The following is a 22,486-nucleotide window of genomic DNA, read 5'->3' as shown; positions in this document are numbered from 1 at the left end:
TTTTGTCATCCGAGGCTGCGAAAGCTACTGATAGTCAACGTGATCCTAGAGATCCGACGTGGCATCGCAGATCCCCGACTATCAGGCCCTCATGCTCCCGCTACTGCGTCATGCAGCCGGCGGTGAAGCGCGTGTGCCGGAGGTGGCGGAGAAGATTGCGGGCGAGCTCGGCCTCTCCATCGCGGAGCGCGATGAGCTCTTGCCGAGCGGCCGCCAGCGCGTGCTGCACAACCGCATTCACTGGTCGAGATTCTACATGTCGAAGGCCGGGCTGATCGTCTTTCCCTCGCGCGGCCGCTTCGTCGCGACCGACACCGGACGGGCGCTTCTCGACCATCCGCCCGAAAAGCTCGACGCCCGCTTCCTCGACTCCTATCCGACCTTCCGCGCCTGGTATCAGAAGCAGGCAGCGCCGGACGCCGAGGGCGCCGTGCCGGCCGCGGAACCGGGCCTACCGATTGTCGTGACGCAGACGACGCCGGAGGAGCAGATCGGGGCCGCCCATCACGCCCTGCATGCAGCGCTCCGGGCCGAGCTTCTGGAGCGCATCCGGGACAACTTGCCCAGCTTCTTCGAAGTCCTGATCGTCGATCTCCTCGTCGCCATGGGCTATGGCGGCGGCCACAAGAACGCCGCCGAGCAGCTTGGTCGCTCCGGCGATGGTGGCGTCAACGGCGTCATCAGCGAGGACCGCCTCGGCCTTGACCGCATCTACGTGCAGGCCAAACGCTATGCCGAGGGCAACACCATCCAGCGTCCCGAGCTGCAAGGTTTTGTCGGCTCGCTCGTCGGGCTCGGCGCCACCAAGGGCGTCTTCGTCACGACGTCGAGCTTCACCAAGGGCGCCACCGACTACGTCCGGAACCTGCTCCAGCGGGTCATCTTGATCGACGGCGAGCGGCTGACGGCCCTGATGATTGAGCACGGCGTCGGCACGCGGCTCCAGACCCGGATCGACATCCAGTGGCTGGACGAGGATTTTTTCACCGAGGACTGATCGCATGACACGGCCTTCAGGGCAGACGCGCTCGAACGGGCCGGCAAATGGTCTGGTTCGCTGGGCTCGCCTCCAATACGCACGGAAAACGGAGCCCTTCGTTAACCATGCCGGCGCCGCATTCTGATGGCGCCTTGCGATCGGTGGTTGAAGACGTCAGTTTCAGTTTCGTGCTTGGGATCATCCAAGCCGACACGAAACGGCCCCCGCTGGTGCGCTAACACCGAACGAGGGCCTGACCCGCAACCTGCTAGGAAGGCTTTGGGCTATGACGAGCCATAACTGCTTCGTCCCTTTGAGGGAAGATTTGGAAACGACGATCGCGGTGCCGCTGTGCCCGCGGGAATTGCAGGGCGCCATAGCGCGCATGCAGACGGCCGCCCGCGCTTAGGCGCTCCGGCCTCTTCGTCCTTTCGTATCCATTCGAGATGATCACCCGCGCTGATGCAGCCGTGGCATTCTGCCTCGACTTGTCGCCACCGCCTGTCCGTCCGACGCCCTCACCGGCGCCGACGTGCCCGGCCGCGGCACCAGCCGATCATCTCCCTCATCCAAGGGATTTTTCATGCCTCTTTCTTCGAAGGGTGCCGCCTCGGCCGTGGCCGAGCGTGCCCGCTATTCCTGCCGCATTGCCTTTGGCGACATCGAGGCCGATCTCTCCACTTTGATTGACAAGGCGGTTGCCGCAATCGCTGCCAGCACGCCGGCGCCCGATACGATCCTCGGTGACTACATCGGCCTTGCCGCCATGATCCGCTCGGTCTCGGCCAACGAGGGCAAGCTGCTGGAGCAGGCGATCATCGCCATCGGCCAGCGCAATCCCGATCTCGTCGTGCTCTGGCAGTCGCTGCGGCTACCGGTGACCCCGGCGGCGCTGGAAGCGATCGCCTTGAACCGCGGCGGCACCCTGAAGGGCCTGAGCTTCGACGCCGATGCCCGGACCAGGGTCACCTACACACCCGATCTCGTCCTAGTGAACCGCCGCTACCACAGCGCCACCATCCTCGATGTAAAGCGCTCGATCGCCTCCTACCTCGACACCCATCGTCTGGCCGAGCTGAAGACGAAAATGCTGGCGACGTCGCTGATCCTGCCGGACTGGCTCTACAAGGAGCACAAGCGGCTGATGGTCGACACGGTGGGCATCGCCATCATCGACGGGGCGAGCGCACCGAGCGACCATGAGAACGGCATCTGGGCCATGGACGAGATCGACGACCTCATCGAGGTCGACGGCGCCGCCGAGACGATGGCGGAGCTGCGCCGCCGTTTCGGCGACAGAATCCGCGCACTGCTGTCCACCGAGACGCTTCGGCTGGCCCGCTTGGATGCCGGTACGGCGACGGGGATGCGGCTGAGCTGCACCGAGGCCTTCCTGCCCATGGATGGCTCTCTAAGGACGCGTGCCGCGACCGACGTGGTCGACGACGACACATCCCTGTCGTGGCCAGCATCGCCGGGTGCCGGCAACGTTGCCGGCCGGATCAGAAATAATTTCCGTTCTGCGGCCCCGCACATACCGCGCACCATCCGCGTCGGCTTCGCCAGAGCGCGCCTCGACGCCTGATCCCGGCCGCGGCTCGTGATCGCCGACCGATCCCGAACCGCAGCCACTCCTCACCCTCAGATTCAACCTCGCCGCCGCCGCTGAATGCCGGGGCGATGCAAGGGAAAGCCATGTCCATGCCCCAGCCCCACACACCCGCCAACCGCCCGCCACAGATCCAGCCGCAGCCGTCGCCCCTGCGCCGGAAGCTGACGGACACCGTTGCTCCGTCAGCGATCGACGCCTGTGAGGCGGCCCCGTCCGCACTGCCCACTGAACCGGTCGCAGCCATCGCTTCGTTGCCGACAGCAAGCCCCTGCGAGCAGGCCGATGGACACGACCCCGCCATGCTGGTCGGCCTCTCCCTCTGGACCGCCCGCCAACACGAGCGCTACATCGAAGCTGCGGCAACCCGGAACGACGGCCGGCCGCTCCACATTTACCCCACCGTCCTCGTCGACACCCTGCGCCGCCATGCCGATGCCGGGGACCCGACCTGCCGTCTCGTCCTCGACTGGCTGCTCGGCAAGGGCCTCCTCGAGACCGGCGCCGGACGCTCGCGCAAGGGAGCCTTCTGATGGCGGCACCCAAGCAGAGCGGCAAACTGCGCAAGCGCCAGTTGGACGCCGGATCAGGCGCCTCGGCGCTCGAGATCCACTACGCCATCGGCGAACACCCCGTCGCCGAGAGTGTCGCGACGCTGCTTCTCGTCGAGAAGGCCTTGCAGCAGAGCGGCATGGTGATCGGCGATCTCGCCGCTCGTTTCGATCGGCCGGGCTCGGTGGTCGTGCTGCGCGCCGAAGTCGCTGGCTTTGCGGCGTCGGCCCTGCGCCTCTTGGAAGACGGATCTATCCTGCCCGGTCGCACCCAGACACTCGACGTCGGCTATGTCAGGCCAGGCGGGCATGTGCGTTTTGCCGACGACCTCGACATTCGCTGGCGCATCGTGTCGATGCTGTGCGAGCCCGACGGTGATGACCCCGAGGGCGAGAGCGACAGCGTCCTGCGCACGCGCATCGCCAACGTCACCCGTGCCGGCTATCCGCTGCTTGTCATTGCCGAGAAGATGGCCATTCCTGCTCTGCTGTCGCTGGCTGCCGACCAGGTGCTGGATGCCGGCGCTCTCGACGTCGACATGATCGCCGAGACGGCGGCAAGTATCACGGGAGACGATCAGGCCTGCATCCGCTCGGCGCTTGTGACGGCTTCGTTTGATCCGGCACACCTCTCCGTCGACGATCTCTCGGTGGCGATCCGGTTTGGCGTGCCGATCGACCGGATGATTGAGACACTCACCCACTTGGCGGCCACCGTAGACGGTGGCGACGGCGATGGTCGCGCAGAGACTTGGTCCGGCAGCCGAACCGCGTCACAGGACGACCGCGACTGGGATCGCCGACCAGCGAGCCTGTCGACCGTGAACAAGGGGCGCAAGGAGAAGGGGCGCAGCGACAAGGGTCAGTCCGATAAACGCAAGAGCGGTGCGGGCTCTGTGAGCGGCTCCGCGGTCATCCTGCCGGATGCCTCGACCGATCCCTATCGCCTCAGCGTCGAGACCCTTGCCGGCTATGGCGACGCAAAAAACTGGGCGCTCGACCTGAAGGTCGATCTCGATCTGTGGCGCACAGGTTCACTCGCTTGGGACCAGCTCAGCTCGCGCCTGCTGCTCTCGGGACCGCCCGGCACTGGCAAGACGACGTTTGCCCGGGCGCTCTGCAACAGCCTCGACTTGCCACTGCATATCTCCTCCGTCTCCACCTGGCTGGAGGCTGGCTATCTCGGCAGCGTCATCTCCCGCATGAATGCCGCCTTTGAAGAGGCAAGGGCCAACGCACCCTCGATCCTCTTCATCGATGAGTGCGACGGCATCGGCAAACGGCAGTCCCAGGACCGCGACTTCGCCGACTATTGGAATGCCCTCGTCAACAAGATGCTGGAGCTGATGGACGGCGCCGCCAAGGCCGAGGGCGTGATCATCGTCGGCGCGACCAACAGGCCGGAGGCCATGGACGAGGCGCTGAAGCGCTCGGGCCGCTGGGAACGGCAGATCGCCATGCCAATGCCCGACCGCGAGGCGTTGACTGGCATTCTCGCCCACCACCTCGGGCCCGACCTCGCCGCCGTAGTTGCGACGGGGGCGGCGTTGAGCAAACCAACGTCACCGTCATCAATGCCGCATCGCCGCGAAGAGGTTGGAGCGGTACTGACACGTCTTGCCCGGCAGGCAGTCGGCCTCAGCGGCGCCGATGTCGAGCGGCTGGTCCGTGAGGCCCGCGCCAAGGCGCGCCGCGACGGTCGCAGCCTGGCCTATGCCGATCTTGCCACCGGCCTGGCCGCTGGACGTCCGATCCGCCCGCGCGACCTGCGGTGGCGAATGGCTATTCACGAGGTGGGCCACGCGCTGGTCCGCCGCGCGCTAAAGGTCGGCACCGAGGTCGGCCTGTCGATCGAGGCGGCGAGTGGCGGCTATGCCGAGTCCATGCTCGACGTCGACGTCGTGCAGTCAGAGGGTTGGGTGAGCTCCCTGATCGCGGTCTGCCTCGCCGGGCGCGCGGCCGAGACGCTGATCTTCGGCGACACCACGAGCGGATCGGGCGGCTCGCCGACGAGCGATCTCGCCAATGCCACGCGTCTCGCTTTGTCGATGGAGATCGAGCTCGGCTTCGGCCGCTCGACGCCACTGCTGCATCGCTCGATGGATGGCGCCGAACTGCTGCTCTTGCGGGACGACCCACTGCGCGACGCCGTCCATGCCCGGCTGGAGGCCGCTCTGGCGCTGGCGACCCGCACGATCGAGGCGGAGCGGGCCTGCCTGCTGCGGCTGGCAGAGGCTCTGGCGGAAGCCGGCAGCATGAACGCAGCCGAGATCGCCGCCGTCTTCGCGCACGCTGCTACCGACGCGAGGCAGGCCAGCGCGCCGGATCAGCCCGAGCCGCCCGTCTGAACACGTCGTCCTGCGCGCCTATGCAAGCCGCCGCACGCACGTTGCCGCCAACCATCACCACTCGGTCCGTCTCGATGTGGACACCTGTCAAACGATCAAAGGAACATTGCGGATGAGCATCATCATTCTGCCGAACGGCACCGCTCTTCACATGGATCAAGAGCTGCACCTCCTGACCCAGCTACAGCGCGACATCGCCCGCATCGACGAGGGACCGCACCCAACCACCAAAGATCTGGCCGACGCCCCGATCCTCGAACACTGGTCGCTCGGCATGCGCATGCAGCCGTGCCTCACGGGCGAGGTCTACAACCACCCCAAACTGCGCACCGGCGCCAAGACGGTGACATCGCAGCTCTTCGTGTTCGCGCCGCATCATGGCTATGCGCGTACCCTCAGCCGCTTCTACCGCCTCGGCCGTCCGGCGACCGACACCGAGCGGTAATTGCCGATATTGCGAGGCTCCACTGGCGACAGGCTTGCGCAAGGCCGAACCCGTACCCATCTGGGTCATGTGCAGCGCGTCCGGCATGACCGGGCTGTCGCGCAACAGGCTTCCAAACTGCCGTCCGACCACGGATGTACTGGCGAGTTGGCAAGAGGAAGCCGGGATCCCCGCAAGGGGACGTGGGCCGCCGGAGGAAACTCTCGGCGGCTTCTTCGTATCTGGGGCATGGCATCGACGCCATTCTCGCCTCGATCACCAATCGGCTTGCGCCTTCCCCGCGGGATCGCGTCACGATCGTCGTCGGCACCGCTGCGCGACCTCGATGCTGATCGAGGTGCGCGTGACCTATAGCGACTTCCCGGCAACGCAACTCAAGTCAGGTCAAGTTGCGCATAGGCGTTGCAGACCTCTGAGCCACCGTTGCAAACCTGCAGTTTGCCGTTGCGAAGCTCGAAGCCCGCGTTGCGAATGTCTGGACACGCGATTCAGCGGACCGATCGGCGACGCTGCCCTGCGGCCCGCCCCCTCTCGGCAGCCGCGGTTACGCTGTCTCAAAGTGCGCGCACGTCGAGTCGACCTGAGATGAGTTGAGTCAAGTTGCGCATCTTCGTTCCGAAGCTCTGTGCAAACGTTGCGAACATCCGGATCGTCGTGTCGAGGCTACGTTCAACCGTTGTCATGCTCTGTCACGGCGTTGCGAAGCTCAGGCGGCCCGATTCAGCGGCAAACGCCGTTGTCGCTGGCGCAGGTGGACACGTCGAGAAGCTGGAGATAGTCGCCGTCAGCGAGGGCTTCAAAATGGCCCCAAGGCTGCGCCCAGGCGACAGGCCAGCGATACTTGTCGTTTACATCGCGTTCGCCGCAGAAGGCGGATGGAGCCTCTCTGCTGAAGGCGCAGGCGGCCCATGGGCCCCGCTTCGGTGAACGCGAACAGATAACATGCATCGGCGCCATAGGGATCGACAATCATTCAAAAGCTTAATTGCCGTCGAAAAAAGTTAACAACGAGCAAGAAAGCCATTTATACTATAGGCGACGCAAGCAAAATCATCTGAGTGCAGCGAGTTTAGCAGTCTATTTGGCGATTTTTGCTTGGTTGACAATTCCAGTGACTTTGACTGATCCCGATTTATGCAGTATGTTCAATGGGTTGCGGCCATTCAGGCAACGCAGCATAGGAGACTGACATGAGCGAAGACATGAACCCGCCCGAGCCGAACGACGCCGACATCACGCCGCAGGAGGCCGCGCCCGCGCTGCCCGACGCGCCCGATGCGCCCGATGCGCCCGACGCGGGCGGCGTGCCCGCAGAGAAGAAGGAGCGGCGCGCGAAGCCGAAGGTAACGAAGGGCCCGACGGCAACGAAGGCTGCCCGCGGCAAGAAGGCGCCCGTCGAGAAGAAGGAGAAGACCCCGAAGCCAGAGAAGCGGCGCATCTTCGACAAGTCGATGCTGCCGCCCGAGAAGCGGGAGCGCGCTGACCAGCGCTTCGAGAGGCTGCACGTCCTCGGCCGCAAGTCCGTCGAGAACATGCTGGACATGGGAGAGGAGTTCCACGGACTCGCCCTCGACGTCGAGGACCCGAAAGACTGGGAGGACCTCGTGAAGGCCGAGACCGACTACGAAGTGAAGACCGCCAGGAACTGGAAGGCGATCCACGCGAAGATGGGCCACCACCGGGCGGAGATCATCACGCACAAGGTGACGCCGACGGTCCTCATCAAGCTGCTGCCGGCGACCGAGGAGACGATCGACGCGGTGATCGCCTCCTTCGCCGAGGGCAAGCGCCTCAAGGTCTTCGAGGTGAAGGCCCTGGTCGACGGCTCGAAGGAGCCCGGAGAGGCGGGAGCCGACGGATCGGCCCGGCAGGGCGGCGCCAAGGGCATGCGGCTCTTCGGCCTCGCCAAGCTCGCGCGCCAGCAGAAGAGCGTGATCGGGGGGCTGAAGGCGATCCGGCAGACGTTCGCCGCCGCGCTCGAGGCGAAGAAGCTGGAGAAGGGCAAGCTCACGGGCGAACTGGTGCCGATCGCCAAGCTCGCGCACCGCGAGCTGACCGAGATCCTCTGCGACATCGACCAGAGCTCGCTCGTCGGCGGACAGGCGCTGCGGCACCTGAAGGTCGAGGACGAGACCTGGGCCGAGCTCCTCGGCATGCTCTACGCCATGGCGGCGGCCGACGGCTGGCCCGACAAGGTTCTGCTGAAGAGCTGGATGACCGACAAGGTCATGCCGCTGCTCGCCTTCGCCCTCGACGGCGCCGCCGTTCCGTCGACGAACGAGGTCGAGGTCGCTGAGGGCGAACCCGTCGAGGGCGGGATCGAAGAGGAGGTCGTGGTTGCCCAAGAGCCGCAGGCGATCGCTGCCGCGAGCGATGCGCCAGGCGGTGGGTCCGAGCCGGAAGAGGCGAAGGCGGTGACGGCCGGATTGGCGAACAGCTCGGTCTCGCCGGCGATGGCCAGGCTCCGCAAGCTCCGGGCCGATCGCTCGAACGTCGTTAGCTTCCTCCCCGAGACGCAGGATCAGGCGAGCCGGGCCGGGCGCGAGGTCACCGGACCGAACGGCGCGAGCTGATCAGGTTGCCCTCACTACTGGCCCCGCCGTCTTCGGACGGCGGGGCCCATCGCCCTTCATCACAATGACCGATCTAAGAGACCTGTCGATGACCGACACACCGCCGAAGCCACCGAAGCCCGCGCGAGGTTCCAAGGCCAGCCGTGAAATCCCCATCGTTCGGTCGGCTCGTAACGAGCGCCAAGCCGAGTACCAGCGAGCCTATCGCGCCGACCAAAGGCTAAAGCGGATCCCGTCGCGAGATGATGCTGCCCGTGTGGCTCTTCACTGGGCAATCACCCAAATGATCGAAAAAGGTGATGAGGATGGGCTTTCCCGTATCCACCGTGGGATCGTCCGGCGGTTGGTCGCGCTCGGCTTTGACCCGCAAGGCGCCGACCGCCGGGTCAGCGATCTCATCGACCGTTACGAGGACGGCTGGACCTTCCAGGCGAAGCCACACCTGCGCGCGAACCCCGAGGGCGATAAGCAATCGTGACGTCGGTCGGTCGCCTTGGCTCTGCGGCGACGAGGGTTGCGACGCCTCCCTGGCCTTCGGGTCGTCCAACGCTGATTCCGGTGCCATGCGATCGAGGTGATCTTAGCGTCGAGGTGCCGAAGGGGCGGTTGCGGCCATTACTACAGCAAACGGCGTTTGCCATTGAAACGGTTATCCAGACCAAAGCGCTTCCTGCGGCTTGGCTTCGGCAGGATTGCAGAAATCATTTCCGGGCTCGGCAAAGGCGATAGCCAGGAGCGGCTGCGGCGCCGCACCTCGCCAGACCGGCTCGCACCGGAACGTCTCGGCAAAGCCGCGCTCGCCAGCCCCGCTGATCCGCAGCGTCCGGCTCTTCGGCACGCGCGCGAGCCAGCCGAACTCGATCGTGCGTTCGAGGATGGCCGCGCCGAGCTTGCCGGAGAGATGCAGGCGGCGTTCGCTCCAGTCGAGGCAGGTCCGGCAGAGCGGGCGCTCGGCTCCGGCGAGCGCGTCGCTGTCGATGCCGAGATCGGCGAGGAAGCGGCGGCCCTCGCCCGAGACGCGGCCGACGCCGTCGTCGAGATGGACAATGCCGCGGCGCTCCAGCGCGTCGGCGATGGCGACGCCAAGACGGCCGGCGAGATGGCCGTAGCAGGACCGCGCCAGCCGCATCGCCGCATCGCGCGGGCCCCTAGATGCGGGGGCCACCCGGCGGCACCGCCCGATAGCGCCATGAGCCCTTCCAGTGCCTGCGCCACGTCGGGCGAGGCCAGGCGGAAATAGCGGTGGCGGCCCTGACACTCGACGGCGACGAGCTGGCCCTCCCGCAGCCGCGCCAGATGGCCGCTCGCGGTCTGCGGCGTGACGCCGGCTTGGGCAGCCAGTTCCCCGGCCGTCAGCGCCATCCCGCCCATCAGCGCCGCCAGCATGTTGGCGCGGGCGGGGTCGCCCATCAGGAAGGCGGTCTCGGCCCGCGAGACGCTGCTCGGCCGGCTCCAGATACCATACAATCACAGCTACTGCAGGCTCTACGGATGTACGAACCCATCACAACAGGCCCGGCCGCAAATGGACTAACCGCGCGTTGAACGGGTGATGGTCAACGCGGCCGCACGGAAGGCCGGTTAAGAACAAAGATATTCTTGAGGTCATTTTTCGGATGGCGGATTGAGAGAATTCGGCCATCGAATTGATCAATGGTGACTTCGACCTCATCGCCCGCACGATTAACTGCCGTCACTGTAGGAGGCTGTCGCCGGGCAACGCGGATGCTCCGGTAGCCCTGTACAGTCAACCTCTCCTTCGCCCAATAATACGCCTCCAGCGACGGGGGCTTCGCTATCATACTATCGTCAACCTGAGCCGACGTTTTTTGCAGCATAGCACCTGCGATGCATGTTGAGACCCCCAATAAAACTGACTTTCTCATACAAACTCTCCTTTACTGGGACAATTGGCATCTTCAATCTGAAAACATCGTTCAGTTTGATATAGATAGTTATATATTCTGCCCGTAGTCACAAGAATTGGTGCGCAGGATACAAGTGCTCTTCAGCCGACGACCCTGCTCTGCGAGATTAGTAGGAATCGGTCCCTACTGCTGCGCGACCACCCTCTGTTCCGATATCGCGCGCTTTGCGCGGCTCGCAGCAACCTGCTCAGACAGGCCGGCGGTGCATCTCGCCTTCAAGCCGCTTCGAGGACCATGTTCAGCGGTGTCGACGCGACACGCTGGACCCTTTCAAAGCCGCCTGACCGGATAACTTCGGCAAGCTGCTTCTCGCCTGCCTGGGCGCCGAGGGCCAGGCCGGTATCCTGCGCCAGCGAAGTCGGTACGCAGATCATTGTCGAGGCCGAGTAATAGATGCGCCCGATCGGGTTCAGGTTCTCGTCGAGTGAATCGCCTGCTGCCGGCTCAACAACCATCCACTTACCGCCCGGCTTGATCGCCTTGCGGATGTGCGCCGCCGCCGCCGCCGGGTCGCCCATGTCGTGCAGGCAATCGAAGCAGGTGACGAGGTCGTAGTCCTTACCCGGGAAGTCCTGCGCCCGTGCCACCTCGAATCGCACGTTGTGGACGCTATGCGCCTTTGCATGCGCCGCCGCCGCGGCGACGGAGCCCATGTGAAAATCGTAGCCGATAAACTCCGAGCTGGGAAAGGCTTGTGCCATGACGATCGTCGACAGTCCGTGGCCACATCCCACGTCAGCCACCTTCGCGCCGGCTTCCAGTTTGTCGACCACGCCGTCGAGCGCCGGTAGCCAATCCTGCACCAGTGCGTTGACATAACCGGGCCGGAACAGTCGGGCCACGGCGCAAAACAGGCACCCGGCCTGATCGCCCCAAGCGACCCCGCGGCCCGTCTTGAAGGCGGCCCGAACCTTGGGCTGGTTCTCGACCATCGCCGCCGCAGTGTCAAAGGCGCCAATCAGGTTAACCGGACTGTCGAGGGTCGCGAAAACCATCGCCTGCTCGGGGCTCAGCGAGAAACGTCCCGCGTCGACGGTTACGTAGCCCGACGCCGCCTGCGCCGAGAGCCATTCGCGCACATAGCGCGCTGCGCATCCGGTAGCCGCGGCCAAATCCTCGGCCGTTACAGGTCCACGGTCGCGGAGCGCCCCATAGAGGCCGAGCGCGTCGCCGATTTGGACCAGCGGCACGCTCACCGCACCCCCGAGGTCATTCAGCACACGACCGACAAACTCATTCAGCTTTGCTTCATCGAACTTGGTCATCTCTGTTCTCCGATCCAGCGGCGGAAATCGCAACCGCAATCGGAGGATGACACTGCGTGGGGCGTGGCGCATGGGCCATGCGTCCCGCCAAGCCGCACAAAAGCCCTTTGGTGCAGAGACAAATGCCCCGAACAATTCGCGGTCGTTAGTGCCTAAGCGTCAGCACGATCGCCTGCGCGCGACTGTGCACGCCGAGCTTGTCGAAGATCGTCGAAAGCTGATTTCTAACAGTCTTCTCGCTCTTGCCCAGCTTCAGCGCGATCTCGCGGTTGTTGAGCCCATTGGCGACCAGTTCCATGACGGCTGCCTCAGTTGCTGTCAGAGCGGCACGCTTCAACGCAATCGATGGCGTGCTGGCATCGTATCCCAGAAAATTGGCGATCTCCCGGTGCAGGACGTTCCATGCCGGCTCGTCTGGCAGCAGCACATGGTTGCGGCTTTCGAGCGGAACGAACAGTGCGCCAGGAATGGAGGCCGCCAGCTTGCAGCCCTCATCGAAGGGCACGCGCATGTCGCCCCGGCAATGCAGGATGAGGGTAGGCACCCGGACTTGGGATGCTATGTCGATAACGTCGATTCCCTGCACCTCTCGGAGGATCGCTGCCGCAACCTCTGCGCTGGCCGTCCTCTGCTCCAGGTTGCCCCACCAACGGTGCTGCTCATCCGAACCATCGGGAATAAACAGGTTAGTGTGAAAATGGCAGAACGCGGGATTCTCCCGCCCCCAACCAATGCGGGTAAAGTTGACGTAGGTTTCGGCCTCGAACAGTTCCTCGGCCGTCTTGGCCCGCACACGGGCGCCTTGCGCATAAGCATTGATGAGCACCAAGTGCGTTACTCGCTCAGGACAAGAGGCGGCAAACCGCACCGCAAGAGCTCCGCCTTGTGACAACCCCATTAGTACGAAGCGCGGCTCCGGGATCGTAGCGGCAACGGCCTCAAGGTCGGCTTGCCAAGCGTCGAGCGACAGGTCGGACACGAAACGGTCCGACAAGCCGCAGCCACGCGGATCGTAGCGCACGAAGCGGTGAGAGGCCGAGAAGGCGTAGAGCCATGGTCGCCAAACGGGGCTCTCAAGGTCGTACTGACAATGGCTCAACCAGTGCGCGGCACGCAGAATGACCGGGCCTTCCCCGCAGGTCGCCACGGCTATCTGCGTGCCGTCAGCAGATTTGCAGAACCGTATGTGCTGGCGCAACGTCATGGAAAATGAGCATACCTTTGACCTTGGGTCCTGACCAGATGCTGCCAATTTGGTGCGGTGGAAGTGTCGGCCCCGCAACTGCGTAGTGCGGGAATGGCAGGCTTCTTCTGGGTCACCAGCCGAACGACGGGTTTCGCCGGGCGTGGGCCCGGAAGCGGACGATCAGAATGCGACGCGAACGGGCCAGAGAGGGACGGAGAAATTTCGGGCGATCAGGCGGAAGTCGCCGTTCGGCTCTCGACGCTGTTTCCCAAAGTGTCGTTAGGCGCCACTACTCCTTTAGCCTCCAAGCAATGGCACGCTTATCGAACCGGGTGTATAATGGCTGTCTGCCGCATGTTTTGGCGGCGGATGCGTGATCGGCTAAAGCGGCGAACGGGGCTGGCACAGCCACACGCGAACGCAGGAATGTCGTTGCATTCGATCCTCGAGACCGGCGCGAGCTGGACGCTCGCGTCTTGGCGTGAACCGACTCATGGAGTTCGTCATGACGATAGGAAACGCAGGGCGTCGCCCCCTCTCAACGCATGCCCCCTTGTTCGCAACCGTTGCCGTCACCATGCTTCTTTCAAGCAGTATCGTTGTGGGTTGTCCCCTAGACGGACATAAGGGACCACGAGCGCACCACCTCCACAGGCTTTGGCAACTGGCACAGCTTTCGTCCGAAGGAGAGCAATACCGCGCTGAAGCTCGCGCCCCCGCGCAGAGCAAACCCGGCGGCACCGAAATTGGAGCCTATGGCCGCGATCTGCCGTCGGGCGCCGCTGCTCCCCAGAGCAAGGCGCGCCCGAAACTCTATGACAACTTGGGCAGGCTAAGCTGGCCGGCGGCCGGGCAGATGGTGCCCGAGGCACGCTCCTATTTTGACCAGGGCTATCGCCTTGGCTGGGGTTTCAACCATGCCGAGGCGGCCAGAGCCTTTCGGGCGGCGCAGGAACTGGATCCCAATTGTGCCATGTGCTTTTGGGGGGAAGCCTGGGTATTGGGGCCGCACATCAACTATCCCATGCAGGAGGATGCCAATGCGCGCGCACTGGCGGCGCTGCAAGAGGCGCGCCGGCGCCTGCCGAACGCCGACGAGAAGCAGGCAGCCGTGATCGAGGCGCTCGCCAGGCGGCACTCCGCCGACGCGGCCTCCGACCGCAGGGCACTCGACGAAGCATACGCCGACGCCATGCAGGCAGTGCAGGCACGTTTTCCCGAAGACGCCCATATCGCCGTGCTCACAGCCGACGCGATCATGAATCTTTCGCCTTGGGACTACTGGGGCGAGGATGGCAGAACGCCGAAGGGCCGCACCGCCCACATGGTGGCCCTGCTCGAGGCGGTACTCGGCGATACCCAGCTCAGACCGTTGGTGCCGGATCCGGATCACCCCGGAGCTATCCATCTCTACATCCATGCCGTCGAGGCATCGAACTACATGGAACGGGCGATACCGCATGCGCGACGGCTCGAGGCGTTGATGCCGGGCGCTGGGCATCTCGTGCACATGCCCAGTCACATCTGGTACCGCACGGGACGATGGAGGGACAGCCTGGAGGCAAACATCCGCGCTGCAAAGGCCGACGAGGATCTGATCCAGCAAGGTGGTGCGAGCCTGCTCTATGCCGAGGGCTATCATGCCCACAACGTCCACTTCATCCTGACCTCGGCCTTGATGGGCGGCGACGGAGCCACGGCCTTGGGCGCAGCCGAGGCGCTCGCCGACATGGTCTCAGACCGAGCCAAGCGAGATGTTCCCTGGACGCAACCCATCGCGGCGGCACCATACGCTGTCCACGCGCATTTCTCCGCGCCCGACAAGGTGCTCGCCCTCCCCGAGCCCGCGGCGGGTTTTCCGTTCGTGCGGGCGGCGTGGCACTACGCACGAGGCGTCGTCCTGGCCAGAACTGGGCGGCGACAGGCTGCCCTCGACGAGGCGGCTGCGATCGATGCCCTAACCCAGGCACCCGACATAACGGCGATGCCAGCCCAGGGCGTGCCCGGTCCCGCCCTCCTTGCCATATCCGCCAAGGTGATCGAGGCCAGGGTCGCGCAGGCCGACGACGACCATGCTAAGGCCGCCGGCATGTTTGCTGAACTGGCGGCGATTCAGGATCAGATTCCCTATATGGAGCCGCCGTTCTGGTACTATCCCCTGCATCAGTCTGTCGGTGCGGCGTTGCTGGAACAGGGCAGAGCTGAGGAAGCGGAAGCAGCCTTCCGAGCGGCCTTGGAGCGCTCCCCTAACAATGGCTGGGTGGCAGCAGGATTGCTAAGGGCGGCCGAAATGCGCGGGGATGTCCGAGCGGCCGAGGATGCCCGACTGCTGATGCAGAAAAACTGGTTCGGTGCCTCGCCGCCGGACCTTGGCCAGTTATGACAAAGGGGAACTGAAAAGCGCTTGTCAGTGCTCGGAGGCGGCACTTTTTTAGTCGCGTTCGCGCTTTACCACCGGACACTCGGCCTGGAGAAGCAGTGCGGCGCGAGATCTGGAGAGCAGGTGAAAGACCGGATTGTCGCTTAACGACCTGGAATAAGGGACCCTGACGAGTGGCGTGGACGACTTAATCCGGCCTGCATTAAGCGTATCGATCTCATCGGCGCGCGTCCTCTTTGGCGACGAGAGGGGCGCGATCGGCGACCATTGTCCATTCTGGTCAGTTCGCGTTGGCGCCCAGACGCATTCTTCGGTCTTCCGCTTCAACGGTCGACGGCCTATCTCGCGTAGCGAGCATCGCTCCTGGGACGTCCGAAGCCCGCTACTGTCAGGCGTAGAGCCGCCGACCGCACCGAGATGCTCCCCTGCACGGCAGGGAAGGACGAGGTCCGCCTTTTTCAGAAGTTCGCCGACCAATCGGGCGTCTGGCGACCGGGTCGCGCAGCCGAAAACCAGAGCGCGACTGTGACAATCTCGCGCAACCCGCGAATGTCGACGGGGCGCAGCCCGTCCGGCGGGTTCGCCGATCCGCGACCGGGTTCCATCGCACCGAGCAGCGCTGCCGACGCAGCCATGACTGCTCCTTCGCTTTTCGCTACCTCCATCAGCCGGCTAGCAAGATTGACGGTGTTACCACTGACGCTGATCTGCTGGTGGTCGCGATGACCCAAGCGCGAGAGGATCACGGGCCCGAAATGCAGGCCGAGCCTCACGCCCAAACCATGGCCATCGCCCGCTTGGTGCTCCAGCCACTCGAGCGCCCGCGATGAAAGTTCGACCCCCGTCTCGAAAGCCCGTCCCGCCGGATCCGGCACCGTGTCCAGCGCCCCGAACACCATGATCGCACCGTCTCCCATGAAGTTAAGCACGAGTCCGCCATGGGACTCGGCGACGTCCACGACAAGCGTGTGGAAGCCCTTCAAAAGATCCTGCGTTCGCACCGGGCCGATGGCTTCGCTGCGTGTGCTGAAGCCGGCGATGTCAATGAACATGACGGCGGCCTGCTGCTCGACCGGCTCTTGCAGGAAGGTCGCGTCATGGGCAATCCGCTCGGCGATGGCGGCCGGCTGAAACCGTCGAAGCTCGGTCTCGGCATCGGCAGCGGCCCGGGCCCTCCGTCGCTCGGCGAGCTGCCGACGGAAAGCGGCGGCAGCGAAAGGCGGAACCGCGGCGACCAACGGCAACCCGCTGCTCATCCAGATTCCGGCGGAGAACGCGACCGCCGTTCCGGCAAGAACGAATGTGAGCAAAAGCGCCATGATCGGGAGGCTCTGCGTCAGGGGGAGGCAGAGGGCGAGCAGGGTTCCGCCAGTCGCCAGGGCCAGCGCTATGGCAACATCGCTCCGGCGAACGGCATCGTTGCGAACGAGCCGGGGGCCGCCAACGAGTGCCGCGATCCCGGTCGCCTGCACCTCGACGCCTGGCGTCACGGGATCGAACGGCGTCCCGAAGGTATCGCCGACAGCGGTTGCGGTGACACCAACGACGGCAATCGTTCCATCGAGCCGGGGCGCGTTGTCCTGGCCAGACAGGAAGGCGCTCGCGCTGATCGTGCGGATCGATCCAGACGGGCCAGAAAAGCGGATCGGCAGGTGCCAGTTCAGGTCCAGCGGGATGGAAAGGCTGCCGATCTGGATGCTGTTCTTCGTCAGGATCGGATCGGTGGACTCTCGGAGCGCGGCAGCTCGAAGGGCGAAACCGGGTATGGGACCGGCGTCGCCCATGAACAGCAGCGGCAGGTGGCGCGGCGTGCCGCTATCGGTCGTCGCGACATTGGCAAGACCGACATCGGCGACCGCCTCAAAAGCCCGCAGGGGTCGAAGCTGCTCGGTCACCAAAGGGGCGCCGGCGGCACCCCGGCCTTCCCTTGCGAACCGGCCTGCCGCGGCTATCACGGTAGGCCCCGCCGACAGCGCTCGTGCCAGTGCGGCATCGCTCTGCGCCGCCTGCGGGTCGATTAAGAGAATGTCGATTGCCAGCACCTGCGCCCCAGCCGCCCTCACGGCATCGAGAAGGACGGCCAGGCGCTGCCGGTCGAGAGGGTAACCGCCTTCCGCGGCTACGGTCGCATCGTCAATGGCGACGATGACGACCGTGGCGGGCGGAGCGACCGGCCCCGCCAGGAGCGTGCGCCAGTCCGTCAGCGGATCCTCCAGGACGTCGACCGCGCTGCGCTCGCCTCCAAGATGCCGGGCGCCGAGCCAGGCGACCCACGCCAGCGCAGCGACGACGAGCGTCGCGCCGCCGAACCGGCGCAGCAGTCCGCCGACGCGCATCGACGTCAGCGACCGAAGCGGGACAGAAGGCGCCGCACGCGTTGCTCGGGCCAGCGGCGCACCGTCAGTTCGACGCCGGAGGTCACGTCCACACCCTCGCCTGGTCCCAGGATTGCGACACCGCGCCCGCCTCTCTTCGCGACCTGAACCTTGCCCTCCGCGACGAACACGGCTGTCGAGCCAGTCGTGACCTCGACAGCGTAGACCGTCCCGCGTACTGACGCGATCGCGTGGGGGGTGCGGATCTCGAAGCGACGCGGCAGGCTAAGGTTAATCAGTACGGCCTGACCAGACACCTCGGCAGAGGTCGGCGGCCCGCCTGAGGTCGGCGCCCGGATTAGCAGCCCTGTCGCCGCCTCTGCCTCGAGCACGAGACCCCCGGGGCACCGAACGGCCACGCGCGCAGGATTGCGCAGCTCCACGGAAACGCAACTGGAGGCACTCTGCGCAAAGCTTGCGGCACAGGGAAAAGTGGCAAGAAAGGCGGAAGCCGCGCCAAGAAAGACATCGCGCTTTGCCATGCGATAGGATCCTCGCTGCGCCATTTCAGTCTCAAGTCACGAGCTATGGCAGGTCGGCCCCAAGCTACGATAAAATCGTATCATTGCCAGCGCGTGTCTTGTAAAGACCTAAGAGTAGTCCGCATTCATAAGTTACAGAAGTCGTTGTTCTCGATCGTCAGCAATTTGGTTCAGTGCCATTCGGGACGCGTCGTGCCAGTTCTCCGGTTTAGAGAGTTGCGCAATGTACGTTCGACGACCTACTTTGTCTTACTGCCGCGATGTCCCTGACGTACCGCAGGAATGCATAACGGTATCGCAGGCAAGAGGCGTTTTGGCGCCGTGGAAGAAGTGTTCAAGCTGGCGTCCATGTCGAGTCGGAGGAGCCTGCGTCAAGCCAAATCGAAAGTAGTCGGCACCACCGGGATCAACACACTGGCAAGATCACGGGTACCGTCTGCGAACTGGAAGCTCTCGACGTCGATGACGGTGTCGATGCCATCCGTTGACAAATTGCCGCCTGGGCGAAGGTCGCGCACGGTCAGGGAGCCGTCGGCGTTGTGCGTGATCTGGTAGTCTGACCAGTTTCCGCTGTATTCCGCCGTATCAGTCCCGGCGCCGCCGTCAACGATGTCGTTATCGCCCCGCCCCCTCAGGATGTCGTCCCCGGCATTGCCCTGCAGGATGTTGGCCTGCCCGCCGCCGCGGATCCAGTCATTCAGGGACGTGCCATTCACGTTGCGGATTTCCACGATCTGGTCTCTGTTGCCGAACGTGTCGACGGCCGTATCATGGGGCAGTGGATCACTTGGGTCGTCTATTCCCAACTGGTTGACCTCGACCCCGCGCAGGGTCTCTGCATTCCCGCGCTGGATCAGTTCCTCGGCCCCGTAGTCTACCCAGTCCTGCCCCGCGCCACCCGTCATACTGTCGGCGCCCCGTCCGCCGATGAAAGTGTCGACCCCGTTGCCTCCGATCATCAGGTCGGCGCCATCACCGCCCTCGAGCCTGTCGTCATTATTGCCGCCATCAAGGAAGTCATCTCCGGCACCACCAAGCAGGGTGTCGGGACCCTCGTCACCCAGCAGGGTGTCATCCCCGTCACCGCCATCCAGCAGGTCGCCGCCGCTTCCGCCGGAGATGAAATCGTTTCCGCCGAGACCGCTGAGCAGATCGGCCATCGTCAGACCAGAGATGGTGTCTTCCTCACCCGTTCCGACCAGCGTGTCCTGTCGCTGATTGACGTCCTGGTCCCCGACTAGGATACTTCCGGGAAGGTTCGAGATCGTCACAGCAATATCCTGTGAGTCAGTCCGCCCCGTACGATCCGTCACCCGGACCGTGACGTCGTAGACGTTGTCCATGTCAAAATCGGTCGGGTTCTCGAAATCGGGCGCCGCCAGGAAGGCGAGGTCACCACTCCCGGAGATCGAAAACAGCGCCGCGTCGGTACCTTCGACAGAGTAGAGGACCTGGTTCACGGCCAGAGCCGCAAAGGGCGCGAGCGCAAGCGGCCCTCCGTCGTCGTCCGAGTCGGTCACAGTAATGGCGGTCACAGCCAAGCTGTTCTCGTTCAACGAGAGCGTCGCCGCGGCCCCGCCGCCATTTGAGGTAATGAGCGGTGCGTCGTCGTCCACGGGCGCGACCTCGATCGTTATAATTGACGGCGTCTCGTCCCGCGCCTCGTCGTCGTCCACCGCGACGTATTCAAGCGTCACCGTTCCGTTCAAGACGGGGCCTGGGATAAACCATATTGTCGCCGAGTTTGCCGCATCGGCCGGGATGTTGTCAGGATCGACAGCCTGGGTGCCGGCTGCATCCAGGAACAGCCCTCCGTCGTTCGGAAGGGACGTGACCTGGAAGGATGCAACTGTCCCGTCCGGGTCGGTACCGGCCAGTGTTATCGCGATCGCCACACCCTCGTCCGTCGCGACCATAACCGCCGCCGTATCGGGCGCGACGTTCGGTTGCCCGGAGATCACTTCAACGTTGACGGTAGCCGTCGCCGCGGCCCCCTTGCCGTCTCCTATCGTGTAGTCAAAGGACGCGGGGCCGCTATAGCCCGCTTCTGGCGTGTAGGTGATCTGCCCGCCTTCCAGAAGTACCGTGCCATGCGTGCCATCCGTTGCGGCAACACCCGTGACGGCCAGAACATCGAGACGGTCGATATCCCTGTCGTTGGCCAAAAGATCCGACGCGGCGATGATCAGTGGCGTGGCCTCCCGCGCGGATGCCGTATCACTGATGGCGACCGGCCCGTCGTTCTTGCCGTATATGGTCAGCTTCACCCTGGCGGTAGCGAAGCTCCCGGAGCCGTTGCCGACGATGTATGAAAATTCCCTTTCGAGCATTTCCCCGGCGGACAGGGAGTCGTAGGAAGCACCGGGGTCGAGCGCGAGTTTGCCATCGAAATCGAGCTTGACGGCAATGCCGTCGACCACTGCAACAGTATCCCCGGCCCTGGCATTGCCGCCGCCGATCTTCTGGATCTTAAGCCCGCCGTTCGACAGCGACTGGTCGTTGGCCAGAACGTCGACTTTGATGGCCTGGTTTTCAGCGACCTCGACGCGATCAGTGCGCGCGATCGGCCCCATGGCGCTGTAGGTCTTGTCCCCAATTTTTAGGTACTCGAACCCTTGAAGCGTATCTTTACCTTCGGATCCTTGCACCTGAAGGATGCCGCCCCAATGGTTTCGAAACACCATGTTGTCGACCGAGCCCTCGAAAGCCGCCGTATCGGTTCCGCTCCCCCCGATCAGCGTGTCATCACCGCGGCCACCCCGGACCATGTCGTCGCCTTGTCCGGCCACAACGAAATCCGCACCTGCCTTCGCATCGATGCTGTCGTCACCGGACAAGCCGAGGATCAGATCAGCCATGTCCGTTCCGACAAGAGCATCAGCCCGCTTCGAGCCTCTGACGATGTGCATGGCTTGCATCCCACCTTCTCTGAGGCGCCCGCGCGCCGTTAATTGGCAACCGCAAATTAACATGTCTAAGATCAGAAGCGATTATCCCTTAAGCAGATGTCCCCGACCCACGGTGGGGAGGGATCTGATGCGATGTCGGACCGGAGCGTGTTCTGATGCCTCTAAAGGCGGTGTCCGCCCGTCCCACTCAATACCTACCGAAGGAGAAGGTCATCGCGCCGACAGCCTCTTGTCGCTATGCTGCATGACAAGGCAACTAGAATCGACTATAGTCTGCCGGTTATGGCTTATGGAGGCTACCTCTTTCTGGCCGGGCGGCATGGCCGAGAAGGCACAGACATCGCCTATAGCTACAACTGTGTCGAAAGCTCTGATGATCTTAAACGCGGGCGACTCCGCGCTGTTGTTCCGCAGAAACGGCGCGGAGATTGCCCCCCTCCCCATCGTTCAATTCGTGACGGCGCATGGCAACCTTCCTGGCGGGAGGTCGAACCAGCCAACGATGCCGGCGCAAAGCCGGCTTATGATGACAATGCTCAGCGCACTTCCCGCCTAGTACTCACATCAGTTGGTAAGCCCTGGTTGATATCGAGTTTCTGCACTTCCGGGCCGCGGCAGTAGGACAGCCTGGTGCCGGACCATGCGAGGGACCATCTGACTGCAGTCGAGACTCTACCTCGAAAGAGTGAGGTAACTAATCGACAAAACACGACAGGTGTCCGCCGCGACGGGATATGATCCTACTCCTCAAATCAGGGGAGCAGGAAATGGTGACGAGGCTTGTTGCGACAGTTGAGTTAAGTGATGAATCAGGCCAGTTGCATTACGCCAGCAAATTCGAGAGGCCTATTTCTCCAAATCCAAAATCGAGCGATCGTTCCGGCGCCGAAGCTTTCACATGGCAGATGAGGGATGGTCGGGTACTAAATACGAAAGACGAATGGACGTTTCAGGGCCTCGATGGCAGCACTTATGATCTGATGAGGTGAGTTAGGAATGACCGGCATGGTGGATTTAGCAAAGGTCATCGCGCTAGTGCCGACGCTCGACGACAACGAGCTGCGAGCGCTTGCTGTGCGAATATACGAGGAGGCAAAAGCCCGCGGTCTCGCGCCACGCCGGAATGTCGTGCGAGGTGAAGGTCATCAAAGTTAAGGTCAGTTTTTTCATATTGTGGCGAGCGGCGGCTCTGGTTGGAAGTTCAGAAGCTGCGAGATCCGCGGAAGGACGATGTATTATGGCCGACGAGACCGATCCTGACGTAAAGCTCTCGAGCCTCGGCGGCCCCACCACACGGGACGACGCACAGTCCAGGCCCACATCTACCGTGTCGCCGGCAGCGGCCACGGTTAGGCCCTTGAGGTTGTAGATGCAGACGACGTCTCGACCACCTGGATAAACTCTATGCCACAGGCCTGGCACTTTGAGGAATGCAGTTGGGTGCTCGACGAGGGCG

At 63.9% G+C, this 22,486-nt stretch carries 16 protein-coding genes and 1 pseudogene; 9 read left to right on the top strand and 8 right to left on the bottom strand.

The window, feature by feature from the left end:
• Positions 1-58 precede the first annotated feature (58 nt).
• The 7 genes from IEX88_RS21045 to IEX88_RS21015 all read left to right on the top strand — a co-directional run bounded on the left by IEX88_RS21045 (position 59) and on the right by IEX88_RS21015 (position 8,983).
• On the top strand, positions 59-997 hold the full coding sequence (locus tag IEX88_RS21045) for a restriction endonuclease (RefSeq protein ID WP_244640412.1): 939 nt from the start codon (positions 59-61) through the stop codon (positions 995-997).
• Between the two features lie 565 nt (positions 998-1,562).
• A complete protein-coding gene (locus IEX88_RS21040) occupies positions 1,563-2,564 on the top strand; it encodes a hypothetical protein (RefSeq protein ID WP_188854454.1) in 1,002 nt (333 codons plus the stop codon).
• Positions 2,565-2,680: 116 nt separating this feature from the next.
• A complete protein-coding gene (locus IEX88_RS21035; protein WP_188854453.1) occupies positions 2,681-3,121 on the top strand; it encodes a hypothetical protein in 441 nt (146 codons plus the stop codon).
• Entirely contained in the window at positions 3,121-5,487 is a 2,367-nt protein-coding gene (locus tag IEX88_RS21030) for an AAA family ATPase (RefSeq protein ID WP_188854452.1), read from the top strand. The genes IEX88_RS21035 and IEX88_RS21030 overlap by 1 nt, the downstream gene beginning before the upstream one ends.
• Positions 5,488-5,599: 112 nt before the next feature.
• The gene (locus IEX88_RS21025) at positions 5,600-5,932 is read left to right on the top strand and encodes a DUF6634 family protein (protein WP_188854451.1); all 333 of its coding nucleotides are present in this window, start codon (positions 5,600-5,602) and stop codon (positions 5,930-5,932) included.
• 1,190 nt (positions 5,933-7,122) lie between these two features.
• Positions 7,123-8,505 (top strand): hypothetical protein, encoded by a 1,383-nt coding sequence (locus IEX88_RS21020; protein ID WP_188854450.1) that lies wholly within the window; start codon positions 7,123-7,125, stop codon positions 8,503-8,505.
• An 88-nt stretch (positions 8,506-8,593) separates the two neighbouring features.
• Positions 8,594-8,983 (top strand): hypothetical protein, encoded by a 390-nt coding sequence (locus IEX88_RS21015; RefSeq protein ID WP_188854449.1) that lies wholly within the window; start codon positions 8,594-8,596, stop codon positions 8,981-8,983.
• A 171-nt stretch (positions 8,984-9,154) separates the two neighbouring features.
• Here IEX88_RS21015 and IEX88_RS27210 read toward each other — a convergent pair whose 3' ends face one another.
• The 5 genes and pseudogenes from IEX88_RS27210 to IEX88_RS20995 all read right to left on the bottom strand — a co-directional run bounded on the left by IEX88_RS27210 (position 9,155) and on the right by IEX88_RS20995 (position 12,902).
• Complete coding sequence (locus IEX88_RS27210) at positions 9,155-9,634, bottom strand: hypothetical protein (RefSeq protein ID WP_308423862.1); 480 nt, start codon at positions 9,632-9,634, stop codon at positions 9,155-9,157.
• 188 nt (positions 9,635-9,822) lie between these two features.
• Positions 9,823-9,867: pseudogene (locus IEX88_RS27205) on the bottom strand (hypothetical protein); the annotation flags it as partial.
• A gap of 194 nt (positions 9,868-10,061) precedes the next feature.
• On the bottom strand, positions 10,062-10,391 hold the full coding sequence (locus IEX88_RS21005) for a hypothetical protein (RefSeq protein ID WP_188854448.1): 330 nt from the start codon (positions 10,389-10,391) through the stop codon (positions 10,062-10,064).
• 257 nt (positions 10,392-10,648) lie between these two features.
• On the bottom strand, positions 10,649-11,698 hold the full coding sequence (locus IEX88_RS21000; RefSeq protein ID WP_188854447.1) for a class I SAM-dependent methyltransferase: 1,050 nt from the start codon (positions 11,696-11,698) through the stop codon (positions 10,649-10,651).
• A 145-nt stretch (positions 11,699-11,843) separates the two neighbouring features.
• Positions 11,844-12,902, bottom strand: a complete 1,059-nt coding sequence (locus IEX88_RS20995) for an alpha/beta fold hydrolase (RefSeq protein ID WP_188854446.1) — start codon at positions 12,900-12,902, stop codon at positions 11,844-11,846.
• A gap of 535 nt (positions 12,903-13,437) precedes the next feature.
• Here IEX88_RS20995 and IEX88_RS20990 point away from each other — a divergent pair.
• On the top strand, positions 13,438-15,267 hold the full coding sequence (locus tag IEX88_RS20990) for a tetratricopeptide repeat protein (protein WP_244640411.1): 1,830 nt from the start codon (positions 13,438-13,440) through the stop codon (positions 15,265-15,267).
• Positions 15,268-15,722: 455 nt separating this feature from the next.
• Here the strand turns inward: IEX88_RS20990 and IEX88_RS20985 are convergent, their stop codons facing one another.
• The 3 genes from IEX88_RS20985 to IEX88_RS20975 all read right to left on the bottom strand — a co-directional run bounded on the left by IEX88_RS20985 (position 15,723) and on the right by IEX88_RS20975 (position 21,030).
• Positions 15,723-17,600 carry a CHASE2 domain-containing protein gene (locus tag IEX88_RS20985; protein WP_188854445.1) on the bottom strand — a complete coding sequence of 626 codons (1,878 nt, stop codon included), beginning with the start codon at positions 17,598-17,600 and terminating at the stop codon, positions 15,723-15,725.
• 5 nt (positions 17,601-17,605) lie between these two features.
• A complete protein-coding gene (locus IEX88_RS20980) occupies positions 17,606-18,121 on the bottom strand; it encodes a FecR domain-containing protein (protein ID WP_188854444.1) in 516 nt (171 codons plus the stop codon).
• Positions 18,122-18,492: 371 nt separating this feature from the next.
• On the bottom strand, positions 18,493-21,030 hold the full coding sequence (locus IEX88_RS20975; RefSeq protein ID WP_274604633.1) for an Ig-like domain-containing protein: 2,538 nt from the start codon (positions 21,028-21,030) through the stop codon (positions 18,493-18,495).
• Positions 21,031-21,764: 734 nt separating this feature from the next.
• Here IEX88_RS20975 and IEX88_RS20970 point away from each other — a divergent pair.
• Positions 21,765-22,019, top strand: coding sequence for a hypothetical protein (locus tag IEX88_RS20970; RefSeq protein WP_188854442.1), 255 nt, complete (start codon positions 21,765-21,767; stop codon positions 22,017-22,019).
• The last annotated feature ends 467 nt before the right edge of the window (positions 22,020-22,486 follow it).

This window comes from Aureimonas glaciei, assembly GCF_014643375.1.
GTDB lineage: Bacteria > Pseudomonadota > Alphaproteobacteria > Rhizobiales > Rhizobiaceae > Plantimonas > Plantimonas glaciei.
This window is presented reverse-complemented; position numbering and strand designations above follow the sequence as displayed.

Coding starts and splice junctions, on each gene's coding strand:
- IEX88_RS27210 (WP_308423862.1), bottom strand. CDS start 9,634: ATGCGGCTGGCGCGGTCCTGCTACGGCCATCTCGCCGGCCGTCTTGGC.
- IEX88_RS20975 (WP_274604633.1), bottom strand. CDS start 21,030: ATGCACATCGTCAGAGGCTCGAAGCGGGCTGATGCTCTTGTCGGAACG.
- IEX88_RS21020 (WP_188854450.1), top strand. CDS start 7,123: ATGAGCGAAGACATGAACCCGCCCGAGCCGAACGACGCCGACATCACG.
- IEX88_RS21005 (WP_188854448.1), bottom strand. CDS start 10,391: ATGAGAAAGTCAGTTTTATTGGGGGTCTCAACATGCATCGCAGGTGCT.
- IEX88_RS21040 (WP_188854454.1), top strand. CDS start 1,563: ATGCCTCTTTCTTCGAAGGGTGCCGCCTCGGCCGTGGCCGAGCGTGCC.
- IEX88_RS20980 (WP_188854444.1), bottom strand. CDS start 18,121: ATGGCAAAGCGCGATGTCTTTCTTGGCGCGGCTTCCGCCTTTCTTGCC.
- IEX88_RS21030 (WP_188854452.1), top strand. CDS start 3,121: ATGGCGGCACCCAAGCAGAGCGGCAAACTGCGCAAGCGCCAGTTGGAC.
- IEX88_RS21000 (WP_188854447.1), bottom strand. CDS start 11,698: ATGACCAAGTTCGATGAAGCAAAGCTGAATGAGTTTGTCGGTCGTGTG.
- IEX88_RS21035 (WP_188854453.1), top strand. CDS start 2,681: ATGCCCCAGCCCCACACACCCGCCAACCGCCCGCCACAGATCCAGCCG.
- IEX88_RS21015 (WP_188854449.1), top strand. CDS start 8,594: ATGACCGACACACCGCCGAAGCCACCGAAGCCCGCGCGAGGTTCCAAG.
- IEX88_RS20985 (WP_188854445.1), bottom strand. CDS start 17,600: ATGCGCGTCGGCGGACTGCTGCGCCGGTTCGGCGGCGCGACGCTCGTC.
- IEX88_RS20995 (WP_188854446.1), bottom strand. CDS start 12,902: ATGACGTTGCGCCAGCACATACGGTTCTGCAAATCTGCTGACGGCACG.
- IEX88_RS21025 (WP_188854451.1), top strand. CDS start 5,600: ATGAGCATCATCATTCTGCCGAACGGCACCGCTCTTCACATGGATCAA.
- IEX88_RS20970 (WP_188854442.1), top strand. CDS start 21,765: ATGATCCTACTCCTCAAATCAGGGGAGCAGGAAATGGTGACGAGGCTT.